Genomic DNA, 21475 nt, shown 5'->3' on the forward strand with positions numbered 1-21475 from the left:
ATGCATAATTTTGATCAAGACCTTTATAAAGAAATTATATCTATGCTCAATGACATTCTGTCCCAAACAATAACAAATGAATGGTTATCTATTAATTTAGCAGCAAAATATGTCGGCGTCTCCTACAATACCTTTATCAAGTTTCGTAACATGGGCTTAAAAATATGTGAAATTGACGGCATCAAACGAGTTTCAAGAAAGGAAATCGACCGTTTTTTAGAAGAATACAGCTATTAATCAGGCACTGTGAGAGGATTTTTCCCCAGTTAAATTATATATTATAACTGTGAGGATTAATCCTCTCTTTATATCTTGCCCCCGCAACGATACTAGGAGGAGCACTATGACAAAAAATAATTCTTCACCCATCAAAAGTTATGAAAACAAAGATGGAAAAATGTTATATAAATTCCAAGTTTATTTAGGTGTAGACGAGCTTACAGGTAAAGCTCGCAGTACTACCCGTAGAGGTTTTAAAACGAAAAAAGAAGCTGAACTTGCTTTAGCACGTATCAAACTTCAAGTCTCCGAAGGCACATACAAACAAAAAAGTACAGAGACATATCAGGAAGTATACGATCTTTGGATCTCTCAATACGAAAAAACTGTAGAAGAAAGTACATTTGTTAAAACAGTCGGCTACTTTAAAAATCATATCTTACCTTCTATGGGTAGTTATCGTATCGAGAAAATTACGATTTCTATTTGTCAAAAACATTACAATGAATGGGCTTCAAAAGTTAAAAAAGCTCGTACGATTAAGTCTTACGCTAAAAAGGTATTAGATTTTGCTATTGTGCATGGCTTTATTCAAACGAATCCCTTCATTCATGTTGAGACAAAAATTAAGAAAGCATTTACCGAGAGTGCTAAAGATGAAAATGAAAACTTTTATACAAAGGAAGAGTTAATTTCATTTTTAGAGAAAGCAAAGGATCACCTTAACTATAAAGCATATGCGCTATTCCGTTTGATTGCATATACAGGTATGCGTAAAAGCGAGGCATTAGCTTTAACATGGAATGATGTGAACTTTGTGGAAAGTGAGATAACTATTAATAAAGCCATCGGACGCGGGAAACAAACACAGCTTTATTTGAAGACTACCAAGACTGGTAAACCTCGTACGATCAAATTAGATGAAACAACTTTATCGATCTTGAAAGAATGGAATAAGATTCAAAAGCAGCAATATATTCAGTTAGGCATCAATACACTGAAGAAAAATCAATTGATGTTTAATAATACAAAAAACGATTTTATCCAGCCTAGTCAAGTTCAGAAGTGGATGTATAGTGTCCAAAACAAATACACTTTGAAGAAAGTGTCACCACATGGTTTACGCCATACGCACTGCTCTCTGCTATTTGAAGCAGGTGCAAGCATTAAAGAAGTTCAAGATCGACTTGGCCATTCTGACGTAAAAACTACATTAGACATTTATACACACGTCACAAAAAAGGCCAAAGAAGGAGCTATACAGAAGTTTGTGAGCTATTTAGAAGGTTAAATTTCCGACTGAGTTTTGACTAGAAATTGACTAGATATGAATGAAAACAGATGAAATTGGATGAAATTAAAAAAGTGCCAAAACCCTGTATTATCAAGGGTTTTGACACTCTGTGAAATCCTATGATTTCTAAAAAATGGAGACGGCGGGAGTCGAACCCGCGTCCAAAGACTCCAATACTTCAGCTTCTACGCGTGTAGTTTGCCTATTTAGGATTCACGTAACATTATGCCGACAAACAGGCGTCCTGTACGCTAACCTGGAAATCTCTTGCCGATGACTCAGGTGGTACCATCGACCGTATCCCACTAAAGTTGGGCCCCACGTTCTCTACATGGGCGATAGAGAGGCAGAGCGCTTACGAGCTTACGCTGCGAAAGCTAAGTTTTGTTGTTTGCCAGTTATTATATAACTGTCGTTGATGACGGAGCCGAGCCCTCCGACGCGCGACTAAAGCTTGAACCATCCCTGTCGAATCCGTAACGTCCCCTTGATATATGAATCGAAGCGGTTGGGCTTCGTTCAAACAAAGAGCTAGAATTGCTTCTAGTACGGTGGGAGCTTAAAGTACGCTTCCATGAAATCTGGCAATCAGTAATACATATTATAAAACAAAACTAGCGATAGTTCAAGTATCCCGCTATTGTATAAAAAATTGGCTTAAATACCTAGTATATCCGCTAGATTGGGCTTTCTATCCATCACTTTTGTTGTTCTATCCACCACTTTTCAATCTCTATCCATCGCTTTCGCTTTTCTATCCACCACTTTTCAATCTCTATCCGTCACTTTCGCTGTTCTATCCGCCTCGCCCAGCATCAACACCTAAAAAAGCTCACCAACAACAAGGTGAGCTTTCTCGAAATCTATTAATATTGATTTTTTGATTTGAAGGTACGTTCCATTTCGCGTTTGGCTTCTTTTTTGCGCATGTCGTTACGTTTATCGTAGTCTTTTTTCCCTTTGCCGATGCCGATTAAAAGCTTGGCATAGCCGTCTTTGATGTACATTTTCAATGGAACAATTGTGTAACCGTCACGTTTTACGGCACCGACTAGCTCGCCGATTTGCTTTTTATGGAGCAGCAGCTTGCGGGCGCGTAGTGGGTCGTGATTGAAACGGTTGCCTTGATCGAAGGGGCTGACATGCATGTTGCTAATCCATGCTTCGCCATTGGTGATTCGGACATAGGAGTCCTTTAGTTGGGCCTTGCCTGCACGGATGGATTTGATTTCTGTGCCGGTTAGGACCATGCCTGCTTCGATTGTTTCCTCAATAAAGTAATCATGTCCAGCTTTTTTGTTTTGTGCTAATACTTTTCCAGAACCTTTTGCCATATTCTTCACCCTCTACTTAAAGGTTGAGCATTAGCGAAAGCATCCTTACTTAGGACACTTTCGCTAATGCTTATTTACGTTTTGATTTTTTCTTTTTGTTTTTCTTTGCAATGCCCTCATAGAACTTTTGCTTTTGTTTCACGCGTTTTTTAGGACCTGGGCTTGAGTCTTCTTTGCGGCGACCACGCGGGTCACGATCGCTTTCACGACGTTCACCTTGCTTGGCGCTACGACTTCCACGGTCATCCTCTTGGCGACCGCCTCTACGGTTGCCACCGCGTCCGCCTTTTTCTTCGTCGCTGCGTGTGCTTCGTTGACTGCGTCCACCCTTGTTATCACTATAATTTTTACGTGCATGGATGACAGTAGGAGCTGCTTTACGTGTTCGTCCATATGAAGTTACCATTCCAACGATTTCAAAGTCAATGGATGACTCCTCAATAATGACATTGGCAACACGGACTGTCACTTCATCACCAATACGGAATTGACGATTTGTTCGTTCACCAATCATAATCATTTGACGATCATCGAAGCGGTAGTAATCATCTGTCATATTACTGATGTGAACAAGTCCTTCGATTGTGTTTGGCAGCTCCACGAAAATACCGAAGTTTGTAATGGATGAAACGATCCCTTCGAATTCCTCGCCAATTTTATCAGACATGTACTGTGCTTTTTTCAGAGCGTCCGTATCACGTTCTGCATCAACAGCACGACGTTCACGCTCAGAAGTATGGTCAGCAATTTCATCCATTGCCATACTCCACTGTGCAATCGTTTCTCTAGAAGTATCCTTATTAATTATATACGTACGAATTAAACGATGTACGATTAAGTCTGGATAACGACGAATTGGTGATGTGAAGTGTGTATAGAAATCCGTTGATAAGCCAAAGTGACCAAGGCTTTCAGGATAATATTTTGCCTGTTGCATCGAGCGTAGTAGCATTGTTGAAATAACGGGCTCCTCTGGCATACCATCAATGGCTTTTAAAACATCTTGCAGTGCCTTCGGATGCACTGTATTACCAGTACCTTTAATTAAAATACCGAAGTTCGTAACAAATTCAAAGAAGCGTTGGAGCTTTTCAGGCTTTGGATCTTCGTGAATACGGTATAGGAACGGTACATTCATCCAGTGGAAGTGCTCTGCAACTGTTTCATTGGCAGCAAGCATGAAATCCTCAATTAGCTTCTCCGCTACTGTACGTTCACGTAATTCAATATCAACTGGCCAGCCTTCTTCATTGACAAGGACTTTGGATTCTTTAAAGTCAAAGTCAATCGCCCCTCGTGTTTCACGTTTACGACGTAATATACCAGATAGCTCAGCCATATTTTTAAACATTGGCACAAGTGGCTCGTAGCGTTCGATTAGTGCCTCATCCTGCTCCTCTAAAATCATGTAAACGTCCTTATATGTCATACGCTCTGTCGTTTTAATGACACTTTGGAAAATTTCGTGTGAAATGACATTACCATTCCCATCAATAATCATTTCACAGGATAATGTTAGACGGTCAACTTGTGGATTTAATGAACAAATACCGTTTGATAGACGATGTGGAATCATTGGGATTACACGGTCTGTTAAATAAACACTTGTTGCACGGTCATAAGCTTCGATGTCAATGACTGAGCCTTGCGTAACATAGTAACTAACGTCTGCAATATGTACGCCAAGCTTGTAAGTACCATCTACATTTTTCGTTACGGTTACCGCATCATCCAAGTCTTTTGCGTCTGCACCATCAATTGTCACGATCGTTTCATGTCGCAAATCACGACGACCTACTAAATCTGCCTCTGTAATTTCATCTGGGACGCGTTGAGCAGCTGCGATGACTTCGTCTGGGAATTCAGGTGGAATGTCGTGCTTATATAAGATTGATAAAATATCCACACCTGGATCATTTTTATGCCCTAAAATTTTGGTAATATAGCCTGTTGCGGATTTTAAATCCTCTGGCCATGTCGCAACCTCAACAACAACCTTATGACCGTCAACAGCTCCTAATGTGTCTCCCTTTGCGATAAAGATATCCATCGGTAGCTTTTTATCGTCTAAGACAACAAAGCCAAAGCCTCGATTAGCCTGGAATGTGCCGACAAAGCTTGTTTGACCACGCTCGACGACCTTTGTGACAGTCCCTTCTCGTCGGTCCCCAAATGATTCTTTTAAGACACGAATTAAAACGATGTCTCCATTAATCGCACCATTAATTTCATGCGGTGGAATGAATACATCATCCATGCCCTCGACATCAGGTGTCACAAAACCGAAGCCCTTCGCATGTCCGATAAATTTACCTCTTAGCAAATTCATACGCTCTGGTAGACCATAACGATTGGAGCGAGAACGCACAACTAAGCCTTGCCCTTCCATACGGACAAGGGTTTTGACAAGCTCCTTGAACTCCTCAGCATCCTCAAAACCGAATTCATCCTCGATTTCACCGACAGTTAATGGTTTATAATCATCTTTGTTGAAAAAATCGAGTAAACGACTTTGTAGTGTATCTTTTTGGTCTTTCATACATATTCCCTCCTTCATGAGAAAATCCTATTTATAATTATTGTGCCCAATTTAGGCTTTCTAAAAAGCGATAAATATCTTCATGTAATTGATCTTTTTCTTGATCCAATGTAATAACATGTTTTGAGTTTTCATACCACTTGATATGCTTTTCAAGTGACTCAGTTTGATTATATATAATGTTGGCAGATTCTGTCTCTATTACTTCATCATTTGTAGCTTGTATGACAAAAATAGGCGCATAAATCATGTCAATTTCTTGTCGTGTACGGGCAATAAATTCACGTAGCTCCTGTAGAGATGGCATCCCTTTTTCAGCAATGAGTGCTACTTCTGCTTCAATTTGCTCATCTTGTTTTCCTAAGAACTTTTTATAATCCCTTGCATATTTCAAGACACCCTCAAACATAATGTCTGTTGTACGCATTGTCATAGGGGCGCACATTGTGACAATTCCTTTAACAGGATTATTTAATGCCACGTTTAGTGCCATCACACCGCCTAATGAAAGACCAGCGACAGCAATTTCTTGATAGCCAGCATCCTGTAACTGTTTGTAGGCGGCAACGACATCCTGCCACCAGTCTGCTGGACCTGTTGTGATTAGTTCTTCTGGTTCCACACCGTGACCTTTATAGTGAGGTGCCAAAGTAGTATACCCTTTTTTCTCTAAAAATCTACCAAGCATTCGTACATCTGCAGAGCTACCAGTAAAGCCGTGTAATAATAATACGGCACGTGGTCCTGCTTGAAAGAAAAATGGCTGTGATAATGATTTGTTCATTGTAAGCACTCCTTCATCCTAAAACACTCATCCATACTATACCCATTATAGCTATCTCGATTATGTCTAGCGAATAACAAGCTGGATCGCAAATTACAATTCAATTTTTGCTATGGAGAGAGAATTTACCATTTAGTTTTGATAAAAGAAAACGCCCAACCAATTTGGTTAGGCGATATATCTTCAACTATTAGATTTTTGTAATAGCAACTGCTAAAATGAAAAATAGTATAGCTAACACAATTGTTGCACGGTGAAGGATTAAATCCATACCACGTGCTTTTTGCTTTCCAAATAGTTGCTCAGCTCCACCCGAGATGGCACCTGATAAGCCTGCACTTTTACTAGATTGAAGTAATACCACAACGATCAACGCTAATGATACGATAACTAATGAAACTAATACTACTGTATGCATTCACTGCACCTCCCGAACTTTGAAACATCACAACACCTTTTAGTATAACAAAAAGTGGATTATGTGACAACTTTCATGATGAAATCATTTACAAGCTCTATTGAAAATTTACTAGAATCTTGAATTTTGAATTTTCCCAATTTCCTCGTATGGTCAGGTCGCAGTTAGTATACATGCTCTTGTGGTACTGTATTCAACGTGGTGACTATCAGCTATGATGGTTGGACTTTCTTGACAGTAAATAGTGCTATTACCATGAATATGGCACAGCAGGCAAATAGACTAATTAAAAAAATCCCACCTACGAAATAACCCCAATATTCCACAAGTGAACCAAAAACCGGTGGAATTAAAAATACACCTATGGATGCCACCATTATACTAAACCCACTTGCAAAACCACTCATAGATTTTTCTACACTTTCAACAGCTAGCGTCATCCATATACCATTAAAGCCCGCAAGAGAAAAACCTATAATTGCTATACACATCACTATAAAAAAGGTGGAATAGGTAAAATACATAAGGATTATCCCATTTGCGCTTAGTATAGTAATGATTAATAATACAGCCCATCGATTTTTATTAAAAAATTTATCACTAATAATCCCCCACAACACTCGCCCACTTGCCCCACTAATTTCAGAAATAGCCAAGCATATGCCAGCACTATAAATGGGCCAGTCCTTTATTTCATATAAAAATAATATAATGTAGGTGTTAAATGTCATTTGAATACCCATTAAGATGAATGCTGAGCTATTCGTAAAAAAGAGCCATTTTGAATGAAGGAAAATGCGTAACTGCTGACGTAAAGGCAATTTAGTAGCTATCTCAGTTTGTGAATCTTCTTTTGTTTTTAATACAAAAGGCATTATGAAACTAAACATTAATAATACTACTGCCGCTACAGACAATGTATAACGCCAACCAATGAAAGCTACTAATGGAATCAGGACAACACTCGAGCCTGCTGAACCTAGCGTAATAGACATCTGTTTTAACCCCATTAGCAATGAAACTTGATTTACTGGAAGTATGTTCATAAGGAAACGATTTGTAACAGGATGCATTCCTCCATAACCCATCCCTGCTAGTACAACAAATACTAAGGCCAACGTATAATTGTCTATCCAAGCAAAGCTTAAAAAGCCTGTTCCAACAATAATCATCAAACAAACCATTATTTTACGGGTACTCAATCGATCTGCTAAATAGCCAACTAGCAATGTTGCTATAAATTGACCAATAAAAAGAGCAGTTGGAAGAAATCCTAACTGCCCTTTATTCAATGATAAGTCTGCACTAATATAGAACATTAGAGGACTAATGCTTCTCCCAACAAAGGCAGTTAAAAATTGAGCAATGATGATCCACATTGCAATAAGTTTCATCTGTTGCATAATCCATCAAAACCACCTTTTACGCTCGATGAGCCAATTCATTTCCACCTAATACAGTGGTCGATTTTTTCAAGTGTGTTGTGATTAGCCTACTTTAACTATTACTATTAAAGTTGTGGTTGGTTTCCGCTACGGGATGCTCGTTTTCAGGGCAAGCAGAAGTCGTGCATCCTCCTCCACAAATAACTAAAAAAATGTAGTATCATATATTAATTGACTATAAAAGCAACCATAAGATAACCTAATATTCTCCTAATTAACGTACCTGCTACTCCCTACATCCCCAACCATCTTGGTACGAATAATACAAGGTCTGGAATATATGTTAGGAATAGTAGCACGATAAAGGAAATAACAATAAAAGGAAAAACACTCTTTACTAGCGTTTCAAACTTCACTTTTGCCATCGATGATACGATGAAAAGTCCTGTCCCTACTGGCGGTGTTAATAAGCCTAACGTTAAGTTAATACAAATGATGACTCCAAAATGCACCGGGTCAATATTAAATGCTATTACGAGTGGCATCATGACAGGTACTAGAATAATTAATGCGGCAATTCCATCTAGTATCATGCCGATTAGTAACAATGCTAAATTCACTAATAATAAGAATACCCATGGACTTTCTGTAATGTTTAACATATTTTCTACTAACAATTGTGGAATTCGTTCAAAAGCAATCATCCATCCAAAAATATTGGCCATAATAATTAAATATGTTACTGTAGCTGTATTTGTCACCGTATTGATTAGCATTTTAGGGAGCTTTTTGATATTTAACTCTCTATAGACAAATAAACCGACAATTACTGCTAGTAAACAAGCGATAGCAGCAGATTCTGTTGCTGTAAATACACCTGTTAGAATACCTACAACAATTGTAATGGGTATTAATAGTGCTGGGATTACTTTTAATGACTTGCTTCGAATATCTGCCCACGAAGCCCGTTCACTTTTCGGGAATTGTTGTTTATAGCCCATATAAGAAATAACTAAAATAAAAACAAGACCATAAATAATCCCTGGGAGAATCCCAGCCATAAATAGAGCGCCAACAGATGTACTTGATAACGTACCGTAAATAATGAAAATCATACTTGGTGGAATAATAGGTGCGATAATAGAAGATGCTAATGTTATAGACGCTGCGAATTCACGTTTATAGCCTTCCTTCTCCATTTGCGGTACCATTACTTTACTCATCATTGCAGCTTGAGCATTTGCTGAACCTAGAATCGATGCTAAAAACATATTAGCAATAACTGTCACATAGGCCAGCCCTCCCCTAAAATGCCCAAAAAGGACACGAGCAAATTGAACAAGCCTCGTTGTAATACCGCCCTCATTCATAATTTCACCCATTAACATGAATAACGGAATCGCTAATAGGCCAAAATTTTCAAGCCCTGAATACATACGTAATGGTGTAGAATCTAATAATGTCACCTGACCATTTAAGATGAAATAAATAACTGTAGTAATACCAAGCACCATTGAGATGGGAATACCAATGATAAGTAAAAGAAAGAAAATAACGAGTACAATATAAGTCATGTATTTTCTCCTTCTCTATTTTTAAGTGTGTCAATTAAATGTGAAAGAAGATGAATTGCTGCAAAAATTAATCCTATAAATACTGCACTATAAGGAATCCACATTGGTAATTGTAAGGAGCTCGATTTTTGTAGCAACATGGCAGGATTCATCATCCATTTGTAAGCGTAATAGATTAATATAAATAAGAACGCAATCATCATGCAATCCTGAACAATTTTAAAAATCCTTTTACTACGCTTAGATACAGCATCATATAAAAATGTAACTGAAGCCTGAGTACCATATTTCAGACCCCAGCTTCCTCCAATAAACGAAGTCCATATTAATAAGAAAATCGAAACTTCACCAGCCCAAGGGATGGGATCTTTAAAGAAATAACGAAAAATAACCGCAAATATCATTAAGATAGCAAGCGCAGCCATTAAAATGATCATCAGTAGTTCTTCGATTTTAGTAATAACTTGACTAATTTTCGCCATCTAGCCATTCCCCCATTTACTTACGGAATTCATTAATAAACTGTTTAATTAAAGCAGATTTTGCACTATACTCGGCGTCAAATGCTTCGATTTGCTCTTTAAATACATCTGCCCCTAACTCATAAACAGTCACTCCTTGACTGGCAAGTTCTTTTTTGAATTCTTCTTCTTGTCCAGTTCGTGTTTCTACTGCATAAGCTATTGTTGCTTGTAAGGAATCAATAATGATTTTTTGAGCATTTTCAGATAATCCATCAAACATTCCCTCATTTGCTACGACAATTGATGGCCATACCATGTGATTTGTTACAGCTACATATTTGGCTACTTCGGAGTATTTATTTGTGATTGTCGCATCTAAGTCCATATCCATTCCGTCAATAACGCCTGTTTGTAATGCTGAATATACTTCTGGTAATGGTAATCCTTCTGGTGCAGCTCCCGCATCTTTATAAAATTTTTGGAGCGGCGGACTTGGTGTTACTCGCATTTTTAAACCTGCTAAATCCGAAGCCTTTTTAACTTCTTTTGATTTCAATACCATCGTACGTTGACCAGCGAATAGATAATCTAACCCTTTTAAGCCCGTTCCTTCTATTTCTCCTAAAATCTCACGTGCAATATCAGTATGACTTGCATCTGAAGCTTCTTGTAAATTTTCAAACATGTATGGTGCGAACCACGCGGCCATCTCAGGTGTACGCGTACTTAAAAAAGCGGCTGTAATAAAAGCAAAGTCTATCGAGCCTGCCTCTACTTGTTGTGCCATATCCGCTTCAGTCCCTAATTGACTTGCAGGGTAAATTTCAAGCTCCATTTTGCCATCTGAGCGTGCCTTTAATTCTTCATTAAATTTTTCAGCAGCTTTATGCCACATATGATCTGTTGATGTAATATGGGCAAGCTTAAATTTCTTCTTTGGAATATCTTCATCCGAACTAGTTGCTGACACAGCTGATTTATTGTCCGTCTTTGCATCTGTTTCATTTGTTGTGTTTGAGTTACCACAAGCTGCCAAAACGAATAAAAGTGCGAATAAACAACTAACTAGCATAAACTTTAGCGGTTTTTTTATCATAAAATATCCCCTCTATTTTTGATTTAATATGTTGCATTGGTTATGGCTCCGCCTTCGTCTTTCCACTAATTCCCCAATGAACGGGTGGCACTTCTATTAAAATAACTCTTACACTATCAATTGGAACTCGTGCCGTTTGAACAATGGTAGTTGTAACTTCTTGTATAATTTTTTTCTTTTGCTCCACAGACCGTCCTTCTAATAACTGAATTTGAACAATTGGCATATTTAGTCCCCGCTACTTCACAACTAATGTTAGCTTGCCAAGTGTCCCATAGTCTGCTTCTATTTCATCACCAGCTTTTACTGGAATTGCATCTGTTATGCCACCTGTTAAAACGAGTTGACCAGGCAAAATACCTCTACCTTCTTTTGCTAACATCGTTAATAATTCAATGACCGAATAAATGGGATGACCAAGTACCGCAGCTCCTGTACCATGTAGTTTCTCTTCTCCATTTTGTTTCAAAATGACTTCTATAGAAGCCCAATCACATGTATAAGGTGAAAATGCTTGCGCACTCAGCCAAATTTTCGATGAAGAAGCATTATCAGCTATTACATCAGGTAAAGTAAATGAAAAGTTTTTATAGCGACTGTCAATGACTTCAAGTGCTAGAAATACGTTTTCAATCGCATCCCATACTTCTAATGGTGTTAAATCCGCACCTTGTAGCTCTTTTTTAAAAACAAAGGCTACCTCTGCTTCCACACGTGGATGAATATATTCAGCAGCTATAATTTCATTTGTCCTAAGATTCATTTGTGAGGTTAAACGCCCATAAATTGGAGAATCCACCCCTACTTGTTGCTGTTTAGCAATGCTTGTTAGACCCATTTTCCAACCGATAAACCGATTGTCAGCTGTCATCGTTTTTTCCATACTAATTTTTTGAATCTCATAGGCTTCTTCTACTGTCAAATTTGGTTTTGAGTTAGTAATCTTTTCAACTGCCTCTTTTGTTGCTTGTGCTTCCGCCACCCGCTCAGCATATTCAAATAAAGACACTATGCACTCCCCACTTTCTGTTGTGCAATTTTTTGTGCTACTTCAATGATCGTATCCTCTTGTCCACCTACAACATTTAATTTGCCTAACTCTACTAAAATATCTCTAGCATCAACACCCACTTTTTCAGCAGCTATATGGGCATGACGTAAAAAGCTCGAATATACGCCTGCATAGCCCATTACTAAACTACCTGTCGTAATATCTTGTGGATGTGGCAAAATATTGGCACGAACATAATCAGCCAGATCGAGTATTTGGTATAAATCTATGCCTGTTTCAATACCCATGCGATTTAATACTGCGACCAATACCTCAGTTTGTGTATTGCCTGCTCCTGCACCTAAACAGCAAATACTGCCATCGATACGTGTAGCACCTTCTTGAATCGCTACAAGTGTATTGGCAACAGCCAGAGACAAATTATTATGCGCATGAAAACCAATCTCAATGTTTAAATGAGCACGTAATAAACGAATACGATTCTGTACATCAGACGGTAGCATAGCCCCTGCTGAGTCCGTAACATACACGGCATCAGCCCCATATGATTCCATTAACAACGCCTGCTCTAATACTTTTTCAGGTGATGCAGAATGTGACATCATTAAAAACCCAAATGCCTCCATCCCTAGTGCTTTCGCTGTTTCAATATGTTGCTTTGATACATCTGCCTCCGTTACATGTGTAGCAACACGAACAACTCGAGCACCTGCCTCATAAGCCTCTTTCAAATGATGTATTGTGCCAATTCCAGGAATAAGCAAAACCGTTATTTTAGAATCTCCAGCAACTTCTGCTGCCGCTCTAATTAACGCAATATCATGCTCTTTAGAAAAACCATATTGAAGGGACGAGCCTCCTAAACCATCTCCATGCGTGACTTCAATATACGGTACACCGGCTTCACTTAATTGCTTCGTTACATAACGAACTTGCTCAGAAGAAAATTGATGGGCAACCACATGGCTACCATCACGAAGTGCAACCTCTGTTAAATAGATTTGACTCATCGCACTTCCACCTCCCTAACGCTCATTGTTTTTGCCATTTCTTCAGCCACCTTCAATCCAGCGGCCGTCATAATATCCAAATTTCCAGCATAGATCGGTAAATAATCTCCCAATCCCTCTACTTCAATAAATACGGTAACTTTCTTTCCATCTACAATCGGATCTAGCTTCAAGCGATAACCTGGTACATATTCATTTACTTTTGCGACCATATTTTTTACGGATTTAATAATCTCTTCCGTATTCGCTTCTTCTTCAAGGAGACATAACACCGTATCACGCATCAATAAAGGTGGCTCTGCTGGGTTTAAAATAATAATTGCCTTTCCTTTTTTTGCACCGCCAATCAGCTCAATTGCATTGGATGTTGTTTCTGTAAATTCATCGATATTAGCTCGTGTTCCTGGACCTGCACTTTTCGAAGCAATTGTTGCAACAATTTCAGCGTAATCAACACTTTGTACACGGCTAATGGCGTAGATGATTGGTATCGTCGCCTGACCTCCACACGTAATCATGTTTACAACAGGCTTTTCCATATGCTCTGTCAAATTCACCGTCGGTACAACAAATGGACCTACAGCGGCTGGCGTTAAATCTATTAGTCTTTTGTTTAAACCTTGTAAAGCTTTCACATGAGCAATATGTGCCTTTGCTGATGTTGCATCAAATAAAATATCCGCCAAATGTGGTTGCTCTAGAAATCCTTCAATCCCATTGGAAATCGTCTGAAAACCTGCCTCTTGTGCACGTCTTAAGCCATCTGATTCAGGATCAATGCCAATAAGTACTGACATCTCTAAGTACGGAGATCTTTGAATTTTCATCATTAAATCCGTACCAATATTACCTGAACCAATAATGCCCACTTTCATTTTTGTCATGGTAGCTTCCTCCCTTTACACAAACTCTAGTTCGACTGTACCTAATAGTTCACCGAAGTCGGCTGTGAACTTATCACCTTGTTCAGCATCCAATGCTGCCGATAAAGCACCTGATAATATAACTTCTCCTGCTTCAACACCAATATCGAAATCTGCTAGACGGTTTACAAGCCAAGCGACACAACTTGCTGGATTGCCTAAAACATCTTCTCCCTTTCCTTCATTCATAAACGCTCCATTTTTATAAAGCTGCATTTCGATTGCTGGTAAGTCAACATTGAAGACCTCACGTTTCACTTGACCTAGTACGTATTTTGCAGAGGAAGCATTATCTGCAATGGTATCGAGCAATTTTATTTGCCAATTGGCAATGCGACTATCTACGATTTCAAGACTAGCTACAATATAATCTGTTGCTTCAAGTACCTCCTTAACAGTGACATTAGGTCCCTTTAAAGGAGACTTCAGTACAAACGCAATTTCGCCTTCGACTTTCGGCTTTAAATAACTTGATCGCTCGGTTTTTCCTTCTGTAATTTCCATATTCGATAAAAGATGCCCATAATCTGGTTCATCCACGTTTAATAGATTTTGCATTGCTAAAGATGTCAAACCAATTTTTTTACCTGTAATTTTATGGCCGTTCAGTAACTTCCTATTAACGATTTCAAGTTGAATGGAGTAAGCATCTTTCAATGAAATATCTTTAGCTGATTGAGTAATCGGCTCAATGCCAATGCGTGTTCTTTCTGCTTCTAATAATTTGTTAGACCATTCAATTAGATTCACTACCATGCTTTCCCCCCAAGTTATAATTTAATTGTTACGTTTGAGACCTCGCAGTAGAATTCAAAGCTGTGTGCGCCACCTTCACGCCCGATTCCGCTATGTTTCATCCCACCAAATGGTGTTCGAAGATCTCTTAAATACCATGTATTTACCCAAACGATGCCTGACTCAATTTGACCTGCAACACGATGTGCACGTCTTAAATCATTTGTCCAAATAGTTGCACCTAAGCCGTAATTTGTATCATTTGCACGGGAAATCACGTCGTCTTCTGTATCAAAAGGTAATACTGTAACAACTGGGCCAAAAATTTCTTCGCGTACACAACGGTCCTGATCCGTTAAATCGGTAATAATTGTTGGCTCAATATAGTAGCCTTTATCGATAGTAGCTGGGCGACCACCGCCTGTAAGAATATTGCCACCCTCTTCTCTGGCAATTTGAATGTAACCCATTACTTTTTCATAATGCTCTTTCCCTACGACAGAGCCGATATCTGTCGTTGCATCAAATGGATCTCCAATTTTTAATTCTTTTGTACGAGCTACAAATTTCTCCACAAATTCTTTATAAATATCACGTTCTACATATATACGAGAACCACAGAGACACACTTGCCCTTGGTTTGTAAAGCTTGATTTTAACGTTGTTGCAAGAACTTCATCTAGGTCCGAATCTTTAAAAATAATAGTAGGATTTTTGCCCCCTAATTCAAATGAAACTTTTTTCAATGTAGGGGCAGCAGCCTTCATAATAGTAGTGCCTGTTTTAGTTTCCCCTGTAAATGTAATAGCATCTACATCAGGGTGTTCTGATAGAAAAGCACCTGCTGAATTCCCACCAAAACCGTGAACTAAATTTACAACACCATCTGGTATCCCCGCTTCTTGACATAATTCAACCAAGCGAGTAGCTGTCATTGGTGTAAGCTCCGCCGGTTTCATGACAGCAGTACTACCTGCTGCTAAGCAAGGGGCTAATTTCCAAGTTAAAAGTAGTAATGGTAAATTCCAAGGATTAATCATAGCCACGACACCTACTGGTCGTGTCACTGAATAATGAAGTGCCATATTGTCTTGGTTATAAGATTCATTGCCAAGTGAAGTAACGTAATCCGCAAAGAAGTGGAAATTATGTGCTGCACGTTTAATATCCATTTCTATCGCTAAATGATACGGTTTGCCTGTATCTATCGTTTCTAAAGCAGCAAGTTCTTCAACATTTTCTAAAATGAGGTCGCCAATACGTCGTAACAGTAGAGAGCGCTCTTTGACAGTGAATTTTCCCCACGGTCCTTTCAAAGCAGCTTTTGCAGATTGTACTGCTGCATCGACTTCTTCCCTAGTCGCTTCTGCTACCCATCCAATGACTTCTTCTGTAGCAGGATTTATATTTTCAAACACTTTCCCATCTATAGCGTCAATGAATTCACCGTTTATGAAATTACGACAATTAATACTTTTCGTTTTAAACGTTGCATGTTGCATCACTTTTCACTCCCTCAATTATGGAGCGACTTTAAGAAAAAGAGTGTTTTACCTTTTTCTCAAAGTCGCTTTTTGATTATTCTGAAATTTCAACAACCATTTCTATTTCAATGGCTGTATTATTAGGAAGTTGGGCCATCCCAACTGCTGAACGGGCATGTTTTCCTCGTTCTCCAAAAACATCCACTAATAAATCTGATGCACCATTCATAACTTTTGGCTGTTGTGTAAAATCAGGCGTAGAATTGACCATTCCTAAAATTTTTACAATACGCTTCACCTTCGATAAATCACCTAATTCAGATTTCAATACAGATAACAGGTTAATCATCGATTGGCGACAAGCTGCATAGCCATCATTTACTGTTAAATCTTCACCTAATTTGCCATGATACTGATCGACACCTTGACCTGATGTAAAAATTAAATTACCTGTTCGTACACAACCAACGTAATTTCCAACTGCTTCCCTTGGCTCAGCAAGTTCTATTCCAAGCTCTTGCAAGCGTTCTTCAGGCGTTTTCACTTGATTTACCATTTAGAACCCTGCTCCTTTCTACATTTAAAAATGACATAGCGTTTTCACCTAGAATGGCTTTACGTACTTCTTCTGATAAGTCCAAGGTTTCATCTATGATTTTTCCAGGGTTAATTTCTCTTAGTAAAAATGGATAGTCTGATCCCATCATAATTTTCTCATGGCCAAAACGTTCAATTAAGTAATGTAGATTTTGTGATTCATATACTAATGAATCAAAGTAAAAATTTTTCGTGTAGTGGCTTGGAGGATATTTTGTACGTCTAAGGCTTGGCCAAACATCCCAACCTTGGTCTAGACGTGGAAGAATATAAGGGAATGATCCGCCACCATGGGCAAAACAAACCTTTAAATTCGGACACTTTTCCATTACACCACTCCACACCAAGCTCGCTGCCGCTAAAGCTGTTTCACTCGGCATGCCAATTGTATATAAAAAGTTATGTCTTGGTGTTCTCTCTTGTGCTAAGGTTTCCCAAGGATGAATAAAGAGCGGCATTTCATATTGTTCTGCCGCTTCAAAAAATGGCAGTAAATACTCGCTGTCCAAATTTTCTCCATTGATATTAGTGCCAATTTCAATTCCGGCTAGACCTATTTCTTTGCACCGTTTTAACTCCACAACAGCCGCTTTTGCATCTTGCAACGGTACAGTTCCTAGGCCGATAAAACGATCTGGATGTGCTTTAACAACATCTGCAATAAAGTTATTTTGGAATTGTGCAAGCTCTACCGCTTGTTCAATAGGTGCCCAATAAGAAAATGTGACAGGTACGGGTGAAATAACCTGCATATCTACACCCTCATGATCCATATCCTCAATGCGTTTTTTTGTGTCCCACACTTGATTGGTCACTTCCCTAAATACTTCACCACTTACCATAATATCCGCTCCACAAGAACATTTTTGCTCTAAGACAGGCCACTTATCATTATCATACTTACTAGCAAAATTCGGTAAATCTCTCGGATAAATATGTGTATGAAAATCGATTCTCATTGCCATTCACTTACAGTCTCAGGCATTACATGTCCACAACTATCACATTGACGTAAATCTTTAGAAGCGTTGAAGTAATCAATACCATCTGAGATTTGTTTCCCAATGTTTGTTACTTGTACGCGTAGACGATACAATTCATGGTCACATTCACTGCATAGCCATACTAAATCCTCTAACTCGCCTTCTTTACGTTTTCTCTCCACGACAATTCCATATGTGTCTGCAACGCGGTGTGGTGAATGAGGGACGTTTGCTGGTAGCATAAACATTTCGCCTTCCTTCACTTCAATTACTTCACGTTTACCTTCATCATTAATAACCTCTACAAAACAAGAACCTTTAATTTGATAGAATAGTTCATCTGATGGGTCAACATGGAATTCACGACGAGCATTTGGACCACCAAGCAACATAATTAAAAACTCAGAGTCTTCCCATAGCACTTTATTATTCACTGGCGGTTTTAGTAAATGCTTGTTCTCCTCAATGATTTTAAAAATGTTTTGAGAACGGGCTTGTAATTTACTTACTTGCGTTGAATTGGACATAATTGAATTCCTCCTAATTTTAAATTTAATAATTTATTGTCATATAGCCTAGTTGTCTCGAAATTAGTTCTGCTGAACGAATTACCTCACGAACAATTGCCTGTTTATCCTTACCGTTCATATAACTTTTTTCACCTACTAAGTTAAGGGCTGCTACAACTTGACCATTATAGGTTTTAATAGGTGCTGCAACCCCATAAGTATTGGACGCATTTTCCTGATCGCTAATGGCATAGCCGTTTTTATAAACTACTTCAAGCTCCTTTTTCAAATCATCTACAGAGGTGATAGTATTGGCAGTTTGCTTAAACATGCCTTTTTCCAACATCGGCAACATAAATGCTGGATTATACGTTAATAATACTTTCCCAATGCTTGTTGAATAAGCAGGATAACGAGTCATACCGACAAATGTTGGTACTATATCCGCATGTGGAGACATAGCCTTGTATACAAATCGAACTTCCCCATTATCAAACATCCCAATATGTGAAGTACCTTTAAAACGCGCAACCAAATTACTTATTATAGGGCCTGCTTCAAAATTAATTTCTTGGTAATACATAACTTTGTTACTCCACTCAAGAATTTTCCAGCCTAATCGGTAACGCTTATCACTGCCTTGCAAGAGAATACTTTCTTGACACATTGTTTTTAAGAAATGATGGACTGAACTCGGAGGTAAATTTAGCTTTTCTGCGATTTCTTTATTACTTAAAGATGGTTCGCCATCCAAAAATAAATCGATAATGCGTGAGATTTTTTTTACCGATGAAATCAAATGCTTCACCTCCAAGTTCAATTTATACTGTTTGTTTCTCGCCTACATCTTCTTTCGCAAGAATGGATTCAACTAAATCAAAGGAGTACCGTTTCTTAAATTTATTGTAGTAAATAGCACGTTTCCGTATTGGATCTCCTGTATAATAGCGTTCGTATTGAAGCGCTCTCATACCAAACCCTTCACCACATAAATCCCAGGCTAGCTTAAAGATTTTCATTCTTAGTTCTGCATCTACACCTTCTCGTCCACCATAATGACGATCAATGCTTGGACGAAGCTCTGGATTTAAGAAATCAGCTTCAGTTGGCATCATTAGCAAACCGCCTGCCCCAATTGTTTGCATGACTTCAATGGCTCTCGGATATATTTCTGGCATCATGCCGCGAATGGTCTCTAAAGCATCTGGATTTAATCGCGCTTCACCATGCTCTGTTACCGTAAATTCATGCTCCGCTGTTCGAATCAATGCACGAATGACTTCTACATATTGCACTAATTCGCCGAGATCACGTTGCACATTTAAATATTGATCTACACCAATCGAATCAGCAACCTTACAAGCTACCTCTACAGCAAATGCCAGTTTAATGTATCCTCTAACCCCTGACTGATGTGCGGGCTGTTCAGCAATACCTGTCATTGGATACAGCAAGTTCGCAGCCTCAACGTTGTTATATAAAAACACACGATCCCATGGTACTAATACATCTTCAAAAATGAGTAGTGCATCCATTTCCTCATAGCGGGAAGCCAGTGGATGATCGAATGTTGAACGTGTACCATCTTGAACGGGTTCACGACAAATAATTTTTAACCCTTTCACATCAATCGGTACAGCAAAAGCTAATGCATAACGCTCGTCTCCTGGTACAAATCCTGGGTATGAATAGATAATGACTTCATCCGTAAACGCCGCTAATGTTGCTAGCATTTTTGCTCCGCGGACAACTAATCCATCAGGACGTTCTTCTACTACACCTAAGTGCGTAAACTTATCTGTCTGTTCATGTGATGCTTTACTTCGGTCATTTTGTGGATTCACAATGGCATGAGTTAAGAACACATCATTATCTCGTATATAGCGATAATAAGCTTCAATGTTCTTAGCCCAATCTTGGTTGTATTTCGCCAAGAACCAAGAATTTTGTGCTAAAGAAGTTACCACTGTATTTAAAAAATCTGGTGTTCTCCCCATCAAGCCAAAAGTTTGGCGAGCTACTACTTCAAAAGCTTTACTACGTTTCATAATATCTTCGTAGGATTTTGCAAAAAGGAATGAAGTGGCTACACGCTCCCCTGTTTCATCACATACATGCGTTAAATCTTCTTGATATTTTGGATCATGTTGTAAATCATATAACTTTGCAATTTCTTTAATTGGTTGTTGAAAATAGGGTTCATCGTAAACACTCTCTACTAAACGACCATTTAGCCATACTTCTGGGTTTCTTGACTTTAATGCATCCATAAATTGTTGCCCTGTTCTAATTCCCATAATTAATAATCCCCTCTACTAAATAACTATTGTTGTATGAACTGTTTTGTCGAGCCCATCTTGCCTTCAAAAAATGTAAGCGCTTCACTATTAGTGCGTCCAAAATTAAGGATTTCTCCTATAAATAAAACATGGTCTCCCGCATCCACTTCTTTCCATGGCTTACATTCGATAAAAGCACAAACATCTTCAATTTTTGGAGCTATACCATCTTTAATCCATGTAATTTCAAGCCCTTCTTGCTTACGTCCTGCAAACTGCCATGCTATAGACTCCTGTTGATCTGATAAAATATTAATTGTAAATGCATTGTTTTTCATTTGAGATAACGCATTTGCTTTTTTATCAATAGATACTAGTGCTAGAGCAGGCTCTAACGAAACTGAAGTAAATGAGTTCACTGTAATCCCATTAATCCCCACACCATCAAACCAAGTAACGACCGTCACACCTGTAGGAAATTTTCCAAATGTTTGTCTAAGTAATTTTGTATCCATTTATAGCACCCCCCTTTAATTTATTATCAGTATCATAACAACTTCTCTTCTCCTTGAAATGCATTATATTTCAAATAGTGAAATCAAATAAAATTATTTTTCTACTTTAAACCTCTTTTTTCTATAAAAAATCATTTTTATCTATTTTAACAAAATGATATTTTTGTTCGATTTGATAATCTACTAGTTTAATATGTTATATTTCGTTTGAACTCTCTTTATCTAAAACTATATCAATATTTTTATCGATTCACACTGGAATTAACTGAAAAATCTAAAAATATTTCTATTTATCGCCTGTTTATAAGCTAAAAAGGGAAA

Annotated in this window: 22 protein-coding genes and 1 other RNA gene; 2 read left to right on the forward strand and 21 right to left on the reverse strand. The window is 38.3% G+C overall.

Translation table 11 applies throughout. The features are described from left to right. Entirely contained in the window at positions 1 to 237 is a 237-nt protein-coding gene (locus NV349_RS18625) for a helix-turn-helix domain-containing protein (RefSeq protein ID WP_271910879.1), read from the forward strand. Between the two features lie 106 nt (positions 238 to 343). Further along, positions 344 to 1510 carry a site-specific integrase gene (locus NV349_RS18630; protein ID WP_271910880.1) on the forward strand — a complete coding sequence of 389 codons (1167 nt, stop codon included), beginning with the start codon at positions 344 to 346 and terminating at the stop codon, positions 1508 to 1510. Positions 1511 to 1644: 134 nt separating this feature from the next. Here NV349_RS18630 and ssrA read toward each other — a convergent pair. From ssrA to NV349_RS18735, 21 genes are all read right to left on the reverse strand, one after another. Next, positions 1645 to 2000, reverse strand: a transfer-messenger RNA (tmRNA) gene (gene ssrA, locus NV349_RS18635). 379 nt (positions 2001 to 2379) lie between these two features. Beyond that, positions 2380 to 2847, reverse strand: a complete 468-nt coding sequence (gene smpB / locus NV349_RS18640; RefSeq protein WP_271910881.1) for an SsrA-binding protein SmpB — start codon at positions 2845 to 2847, stop codon at positions 2380 to 2382. A gap of 70 nt (positions 2848 to 2917) precedes the next feature. Further along, a complete protein-coding gene (rnr, locus tag NV349_RS18645) occupies positions 2918 to 5386 on the reverse strand; it encodes a ribonuclease R (RefSeq protein ID WP_271910882.1) in 2469 nt (822 codons plus the stop codon). 37 nt (positions 5387 to 5423) lie between these two features. Further along, complete coding sequence (locus NV349_RS18650) at positions 5424 to 6170, reverse strand: alpha/beta hydrolase (protein WP_036116758.1); 747 nt, start codon at positions 6168 to 6170, stop codon at positions 5424 to 5426. 190 nt (positions 6171 to 6360) lie between these two features. Continuing rightward, entirely contained in the window at positions 6361 to 6588 is a 228-nt protein-coding gene (secG, locus tag NV349_RS18655) for a preprotein translocase subunit SecG (RefSeq protein ID WP_036116760.1), read from the reverse strand. Positions 6589 to 6800: 212 nt separating this feature from the next. Beyond that, positions 6801 to 7991: an MFS transporter gene (locus NV349_RS18660; protein ID WP_271910883.1), complete on the reverse strand. Its 1191-nt coding sequence runs from the start codon at positions 7989 to 7991 to the stop codon at positions 6801 to 6803. Between the two features lie 275 nt (positions 7992 to 8266). Continuing rightward, positions 8267 to 9547, reverse strand: a complete 1281-nt coding sequence (locus tag NV349_RS18665; protein ID WP_036116764.1) for a TRAP transporter large permease — start codon at positions 9545 to 9547, stop codon at positions 8267 to 8269. Then, positions 9544 to 10029, reverse strand: a complete 486-nt coding sequence (locus NV349_RS18670) for a TRAP transporter small permease (RefSeq protein WP_036116766.1) — start codon at positions 10027 to 10029, stop codon at positions 9544 to 9546. The genes NV349_RS18665 and NV349_RS18670 overlap by 4 nt, the downstream gene beginning before the upstream one ends. Positions 10030 to 10045: 16 nt before the next feature. Further along, positions 10046 to 11107 carry a TRAP transporter substrate-binding protein gene (locus tag NV349_RS18675; RefSeq protein ID WP_271910885.1) on the reverse strand — a complete coding sequence of 354 codons (1062 nt, stop codon included), beginning with the start codon at positions 11105 to 11107 and terminating at the stop codon, positions 10046 to 10048. A gap of 40 nt (positions 11108 to 11147) precedes the next feature. After that, a complete protein-coding gene (locus NV349_RS18680; RefSeq protein ID WP_036116769.1) occupies positions 11148 to 11333 on the reverse strand; it encodes a 2-hydroxymuconate tautomerase in 186 nt (61 codons plus the stop codon). A 12-nt stretch (positions 11334 to 11345) separates the two neighbouring features. Further along, positions 11346 to 12116: a 2-keto-4-pentenoate hydratase gene (locus tag NV349_RS18685; RefSeq protein WP_271910887.1), complete on the reverse strand. Its 771-nt coding sequence runs from the start codon at positions 12114 to 12116 to the stop codon at positions 11346 to 11348. After that, on the reverse strand, positions 12116 to 13129 hold the full coding sequence (gene dmpG, locus NV349_RS18690) for a 4-hydroxy-2-oxovalerate aldolase (RefSeq protein WP_058844378.1): 1014 nt from the start codon (positions 13127 to 13129) through the stop codon (positions 12116 to 12118). The genes NV349_RS18685 and dmpG overlap by 1 nt, the downstream gene beginning before the upstream one ends. After that, a complete protein-coding gene (locus tag NV349_RS18695; RefSeq protein WP_036116775.1) occupies positions 13126 to 14013 on the reverse strand; it encodes an acetaldehyde dehydrogenase (acetylating) in 888 nt (295 codons plus the stop codon). The genes dmpG and NV349_RS18695 overlap by 4 nt, the downstream gene beginning before the upstream one ends. 15 nt (positions 14014 to 14028) lie before the next feature. Continuing rightward, on the reverse strand, positions 14029 to 14808 hold the full coding sequence (locus NV349_RS18700; RefSeq protein ID WP_271910888.1) for a 2-keto-4-pentenoate hydratase: 780 nt from the start codon (positions 14806 to 14808) through the stop codon (positions 14029 to 14031). Between the two features lie 14 nt (positions 14809 to 14822). Beyond that, on the reverse strand, positions 14823 to 16289 hold the full coding sequence (locus NV349_RS18705; RefSeq protein WP_058844375.1) for an aldehyde dehydrogenase: 1467 nt from the start codon (positions 16287 to 16289) through the stop codon (positions 14823 to 14825). A gap of 76 nt (positions 16290 to 16365) precedes the next feature. Then, positions 16366 to 16827 (reverse strand): RidA family protein, encoded by a 462-nt coding sequence (locus tag NV349_RS18710; protein ID WP_036121150.1) that lies wholly within the window; start codon positions 16825 to 16827, stop codon positions 16366 to 16368. Next, positions 16802 to 17833 (reverse strand): amidohydrolase family protein, encoded by a 1032-nt coding sequence (locus NV349_RS18715; RefSeq protein ID WP_036121153.1) that lies wholly within the window; start codon positions 17831 to 17833, stop codon positions 16802 to 16804. Before NV349_RS18715 ends, NV349_RS18710 begins: the two co-directional genes overlap by 26 nt. Beyond that, on the reverse strand, positions 17824 to 18378 hold the full coding sequence (locus NV349_RS18720; RefSeq protein ID WP_036121155.1) for a 3-hydroxyanthranilate 3,4-dioxygenase: 555 nt from the start codon (positions 18376 to 18378) through the stop codon (positions 17824 to 17826). Before NV349_RS18720 ends, NV349_RS18715 begins: the two co-directional genes overlap by 10 nt. 25 nt (positions 18379 to 18403) lie before the next feature. Further along, a complete protein-coding gene (locus NV349_RS18725) occupies positions 18404 to 19159 on the reverse strand; it encodes an IclR family transcriptional regulator (protein WP_036121159.1) in 756 nt (251 codons plus the stop codon). 22 nt (positions 19160 to 19181) lie between these two features. After that, positions 19182 to 20657, reverse strand: a complete 1476-nt coding sequence (locus NV349_RS18730) for a 4-hydroxyphenylacetate 3-hydroxylase family protein (RefSeq protein WP_036121163.1) — start codon at positions 20655 to 20657, stop codon at positions 19182 to 19184. 26 nt (positions 20658 to 20683) lie between these two features. After that, entirely contained in the window at positions 20684 to 21154 is a 471-nt protein-coding gene (locus NV349_RS18735; protein ID WP_036121167.1) for a flavin reductase family protein, read from the reverse strand. Between the last annotated feature and the right edge of the window lie 321 nt (positions 21155 to 21475).

It is taken from the genome of Lysinibacillus sp. OF-1, assembly GCF_028356935.1.
Taxonomy (GTDB): domain Bacteria; phylum Bacillota; class Bacilli; order Bacillales_A; family Planococcaceae; genus Lysinibacillus; species Lysinibacillus fusiformis_D.

Coding starts and splice junctions, on each gene's coding strand:
- NV349_RS18625 (WP_271910879.1), top strand. CDS start 1: ATGCATAATTTTGATCAAGACCTTTATAAAGAAATTATATCTATGCTC.
- NV349_RS18630 (WP_271910880.1), top strand. CDS start 344: ATGACAAAAAATAATTCTTCACCCATCAAAAGTTATGAAAACAAAGAT.
- smpB (WP_271910881.1), bottom strand. CDS start 2,847: ATGGCAAAAGGTTCTGGAAAAGTATTAGCACAAAACAAAAAAGCTGGA.
- rnr (WP_271910882.1), bottom strand. CDS start 5,386: ATGAAAGACCAAAAAGATACACTACAAAGTCGTTTACTCGATTTTTTC.
- NV349_RS18650 (WP_036116758.1), bottom strand. CDS start 6,170: ATGAACAAATCATTATCACAGCCATTTTTCTTTCAAGCAGGACCACGT.
- secG (WP_036116760.1), bottom strand. CDS start 6,588: ATGCATACAGTAGTATTAGTTTCATTAGTTATCGTATCATTAGCGTTG.
- NV349_RS18660 (WP_271910883.1), bottom strand. CDS start 7,991: ATGCAACAGATGAAACTTATTGCAATGTGGATCATCATTGCTCAATTT.
- NV349_RS18665 (WP_036116764.1), bottom strand. CDS start 9,547: ATGACTTATATTGTACTCGTTATTTTCTTTCTTTTACTTATCATTGGT.
- NV349_RS18670 (WP_036116766.1), bottom strand. CDS start 10,029: ATGGCGAAAATTAGTCAAGTTATTACTAAAATCGAAGAACTACTGATG.
- NV349_RS18675 (WP_271910885.1), bottom strand. CDS start 11,107: ATGATAAAAAAACCGCTAAAGTTTATGCTAGTTAGTTGTTTATTCGCA.
- NV349_RS18680 (WP_036116769.1), bottom strand. CDS start 11,333: ATGCCAATTGTTCAAATTCAGTTATTAGAAGGACGGTCTGTGGAGCAA.
- dmpG (WP_058844378.1), bottom strand. CDS start 13,129: ATGAGTCAAATCTATTTAACAGAGGTTGCACTTCGTGATGGTAGCCAT.
- NV349_RS18695 (WP_036116775.1), bottom strand. CDS start 14,013: ATGACAAAAATGAAAGTGGGCATTATTGGTTCAGGTAATATTGGTACG.
- NV349_RS18700 (WP_271910888.1), bottom strand. CDS start 14,808: ATGGTAGTGAATCTAATTGAATGGTCTAACAAATTATTAGAAGCAGAA.
- NV349_RS18705 (WP_058844375.1), bottom strand. CDS start 16,289: ATGCAACATGCAACGTTTAAAACGAAAAGTATTAATTGTCGTAATTTC.
- NV349_RS18710 (WP_036121150.1), bottom strand. CDS start 16,827: ATGGTAAATCAAGTGAAAACGCCTGAAGAACGCTTGCAAGAGCTTGGA.
- NV349_RS18715 (WP_036121153.1), bottom strand. CDS start 17,833: ATGGCAATGAGAATCGATTTTCATACACATATTTATCCGAGAGATTTA.
- NV349_RS18720 (WP_036121155.1), bottom strand. CDS start 18,378: ATGTCCAATTCAACGCAAGTAAGTAAATTACAAGCCCGTTCTCAAAAC.
- NV349_RS18730 (WP_036121163.1), bottom strand. CDS start 20,657: ATGGGAATTAGAACAGGGCAACAATTTATGGATGCATTAAAGTCAAGA.
- NV349_RS18735 (WP_036121167.1), bottom strand. CDS start 21,154: ATGGATACAAAATTACTTAGACAAACATTTGGAAAATTTCCTACAGGT.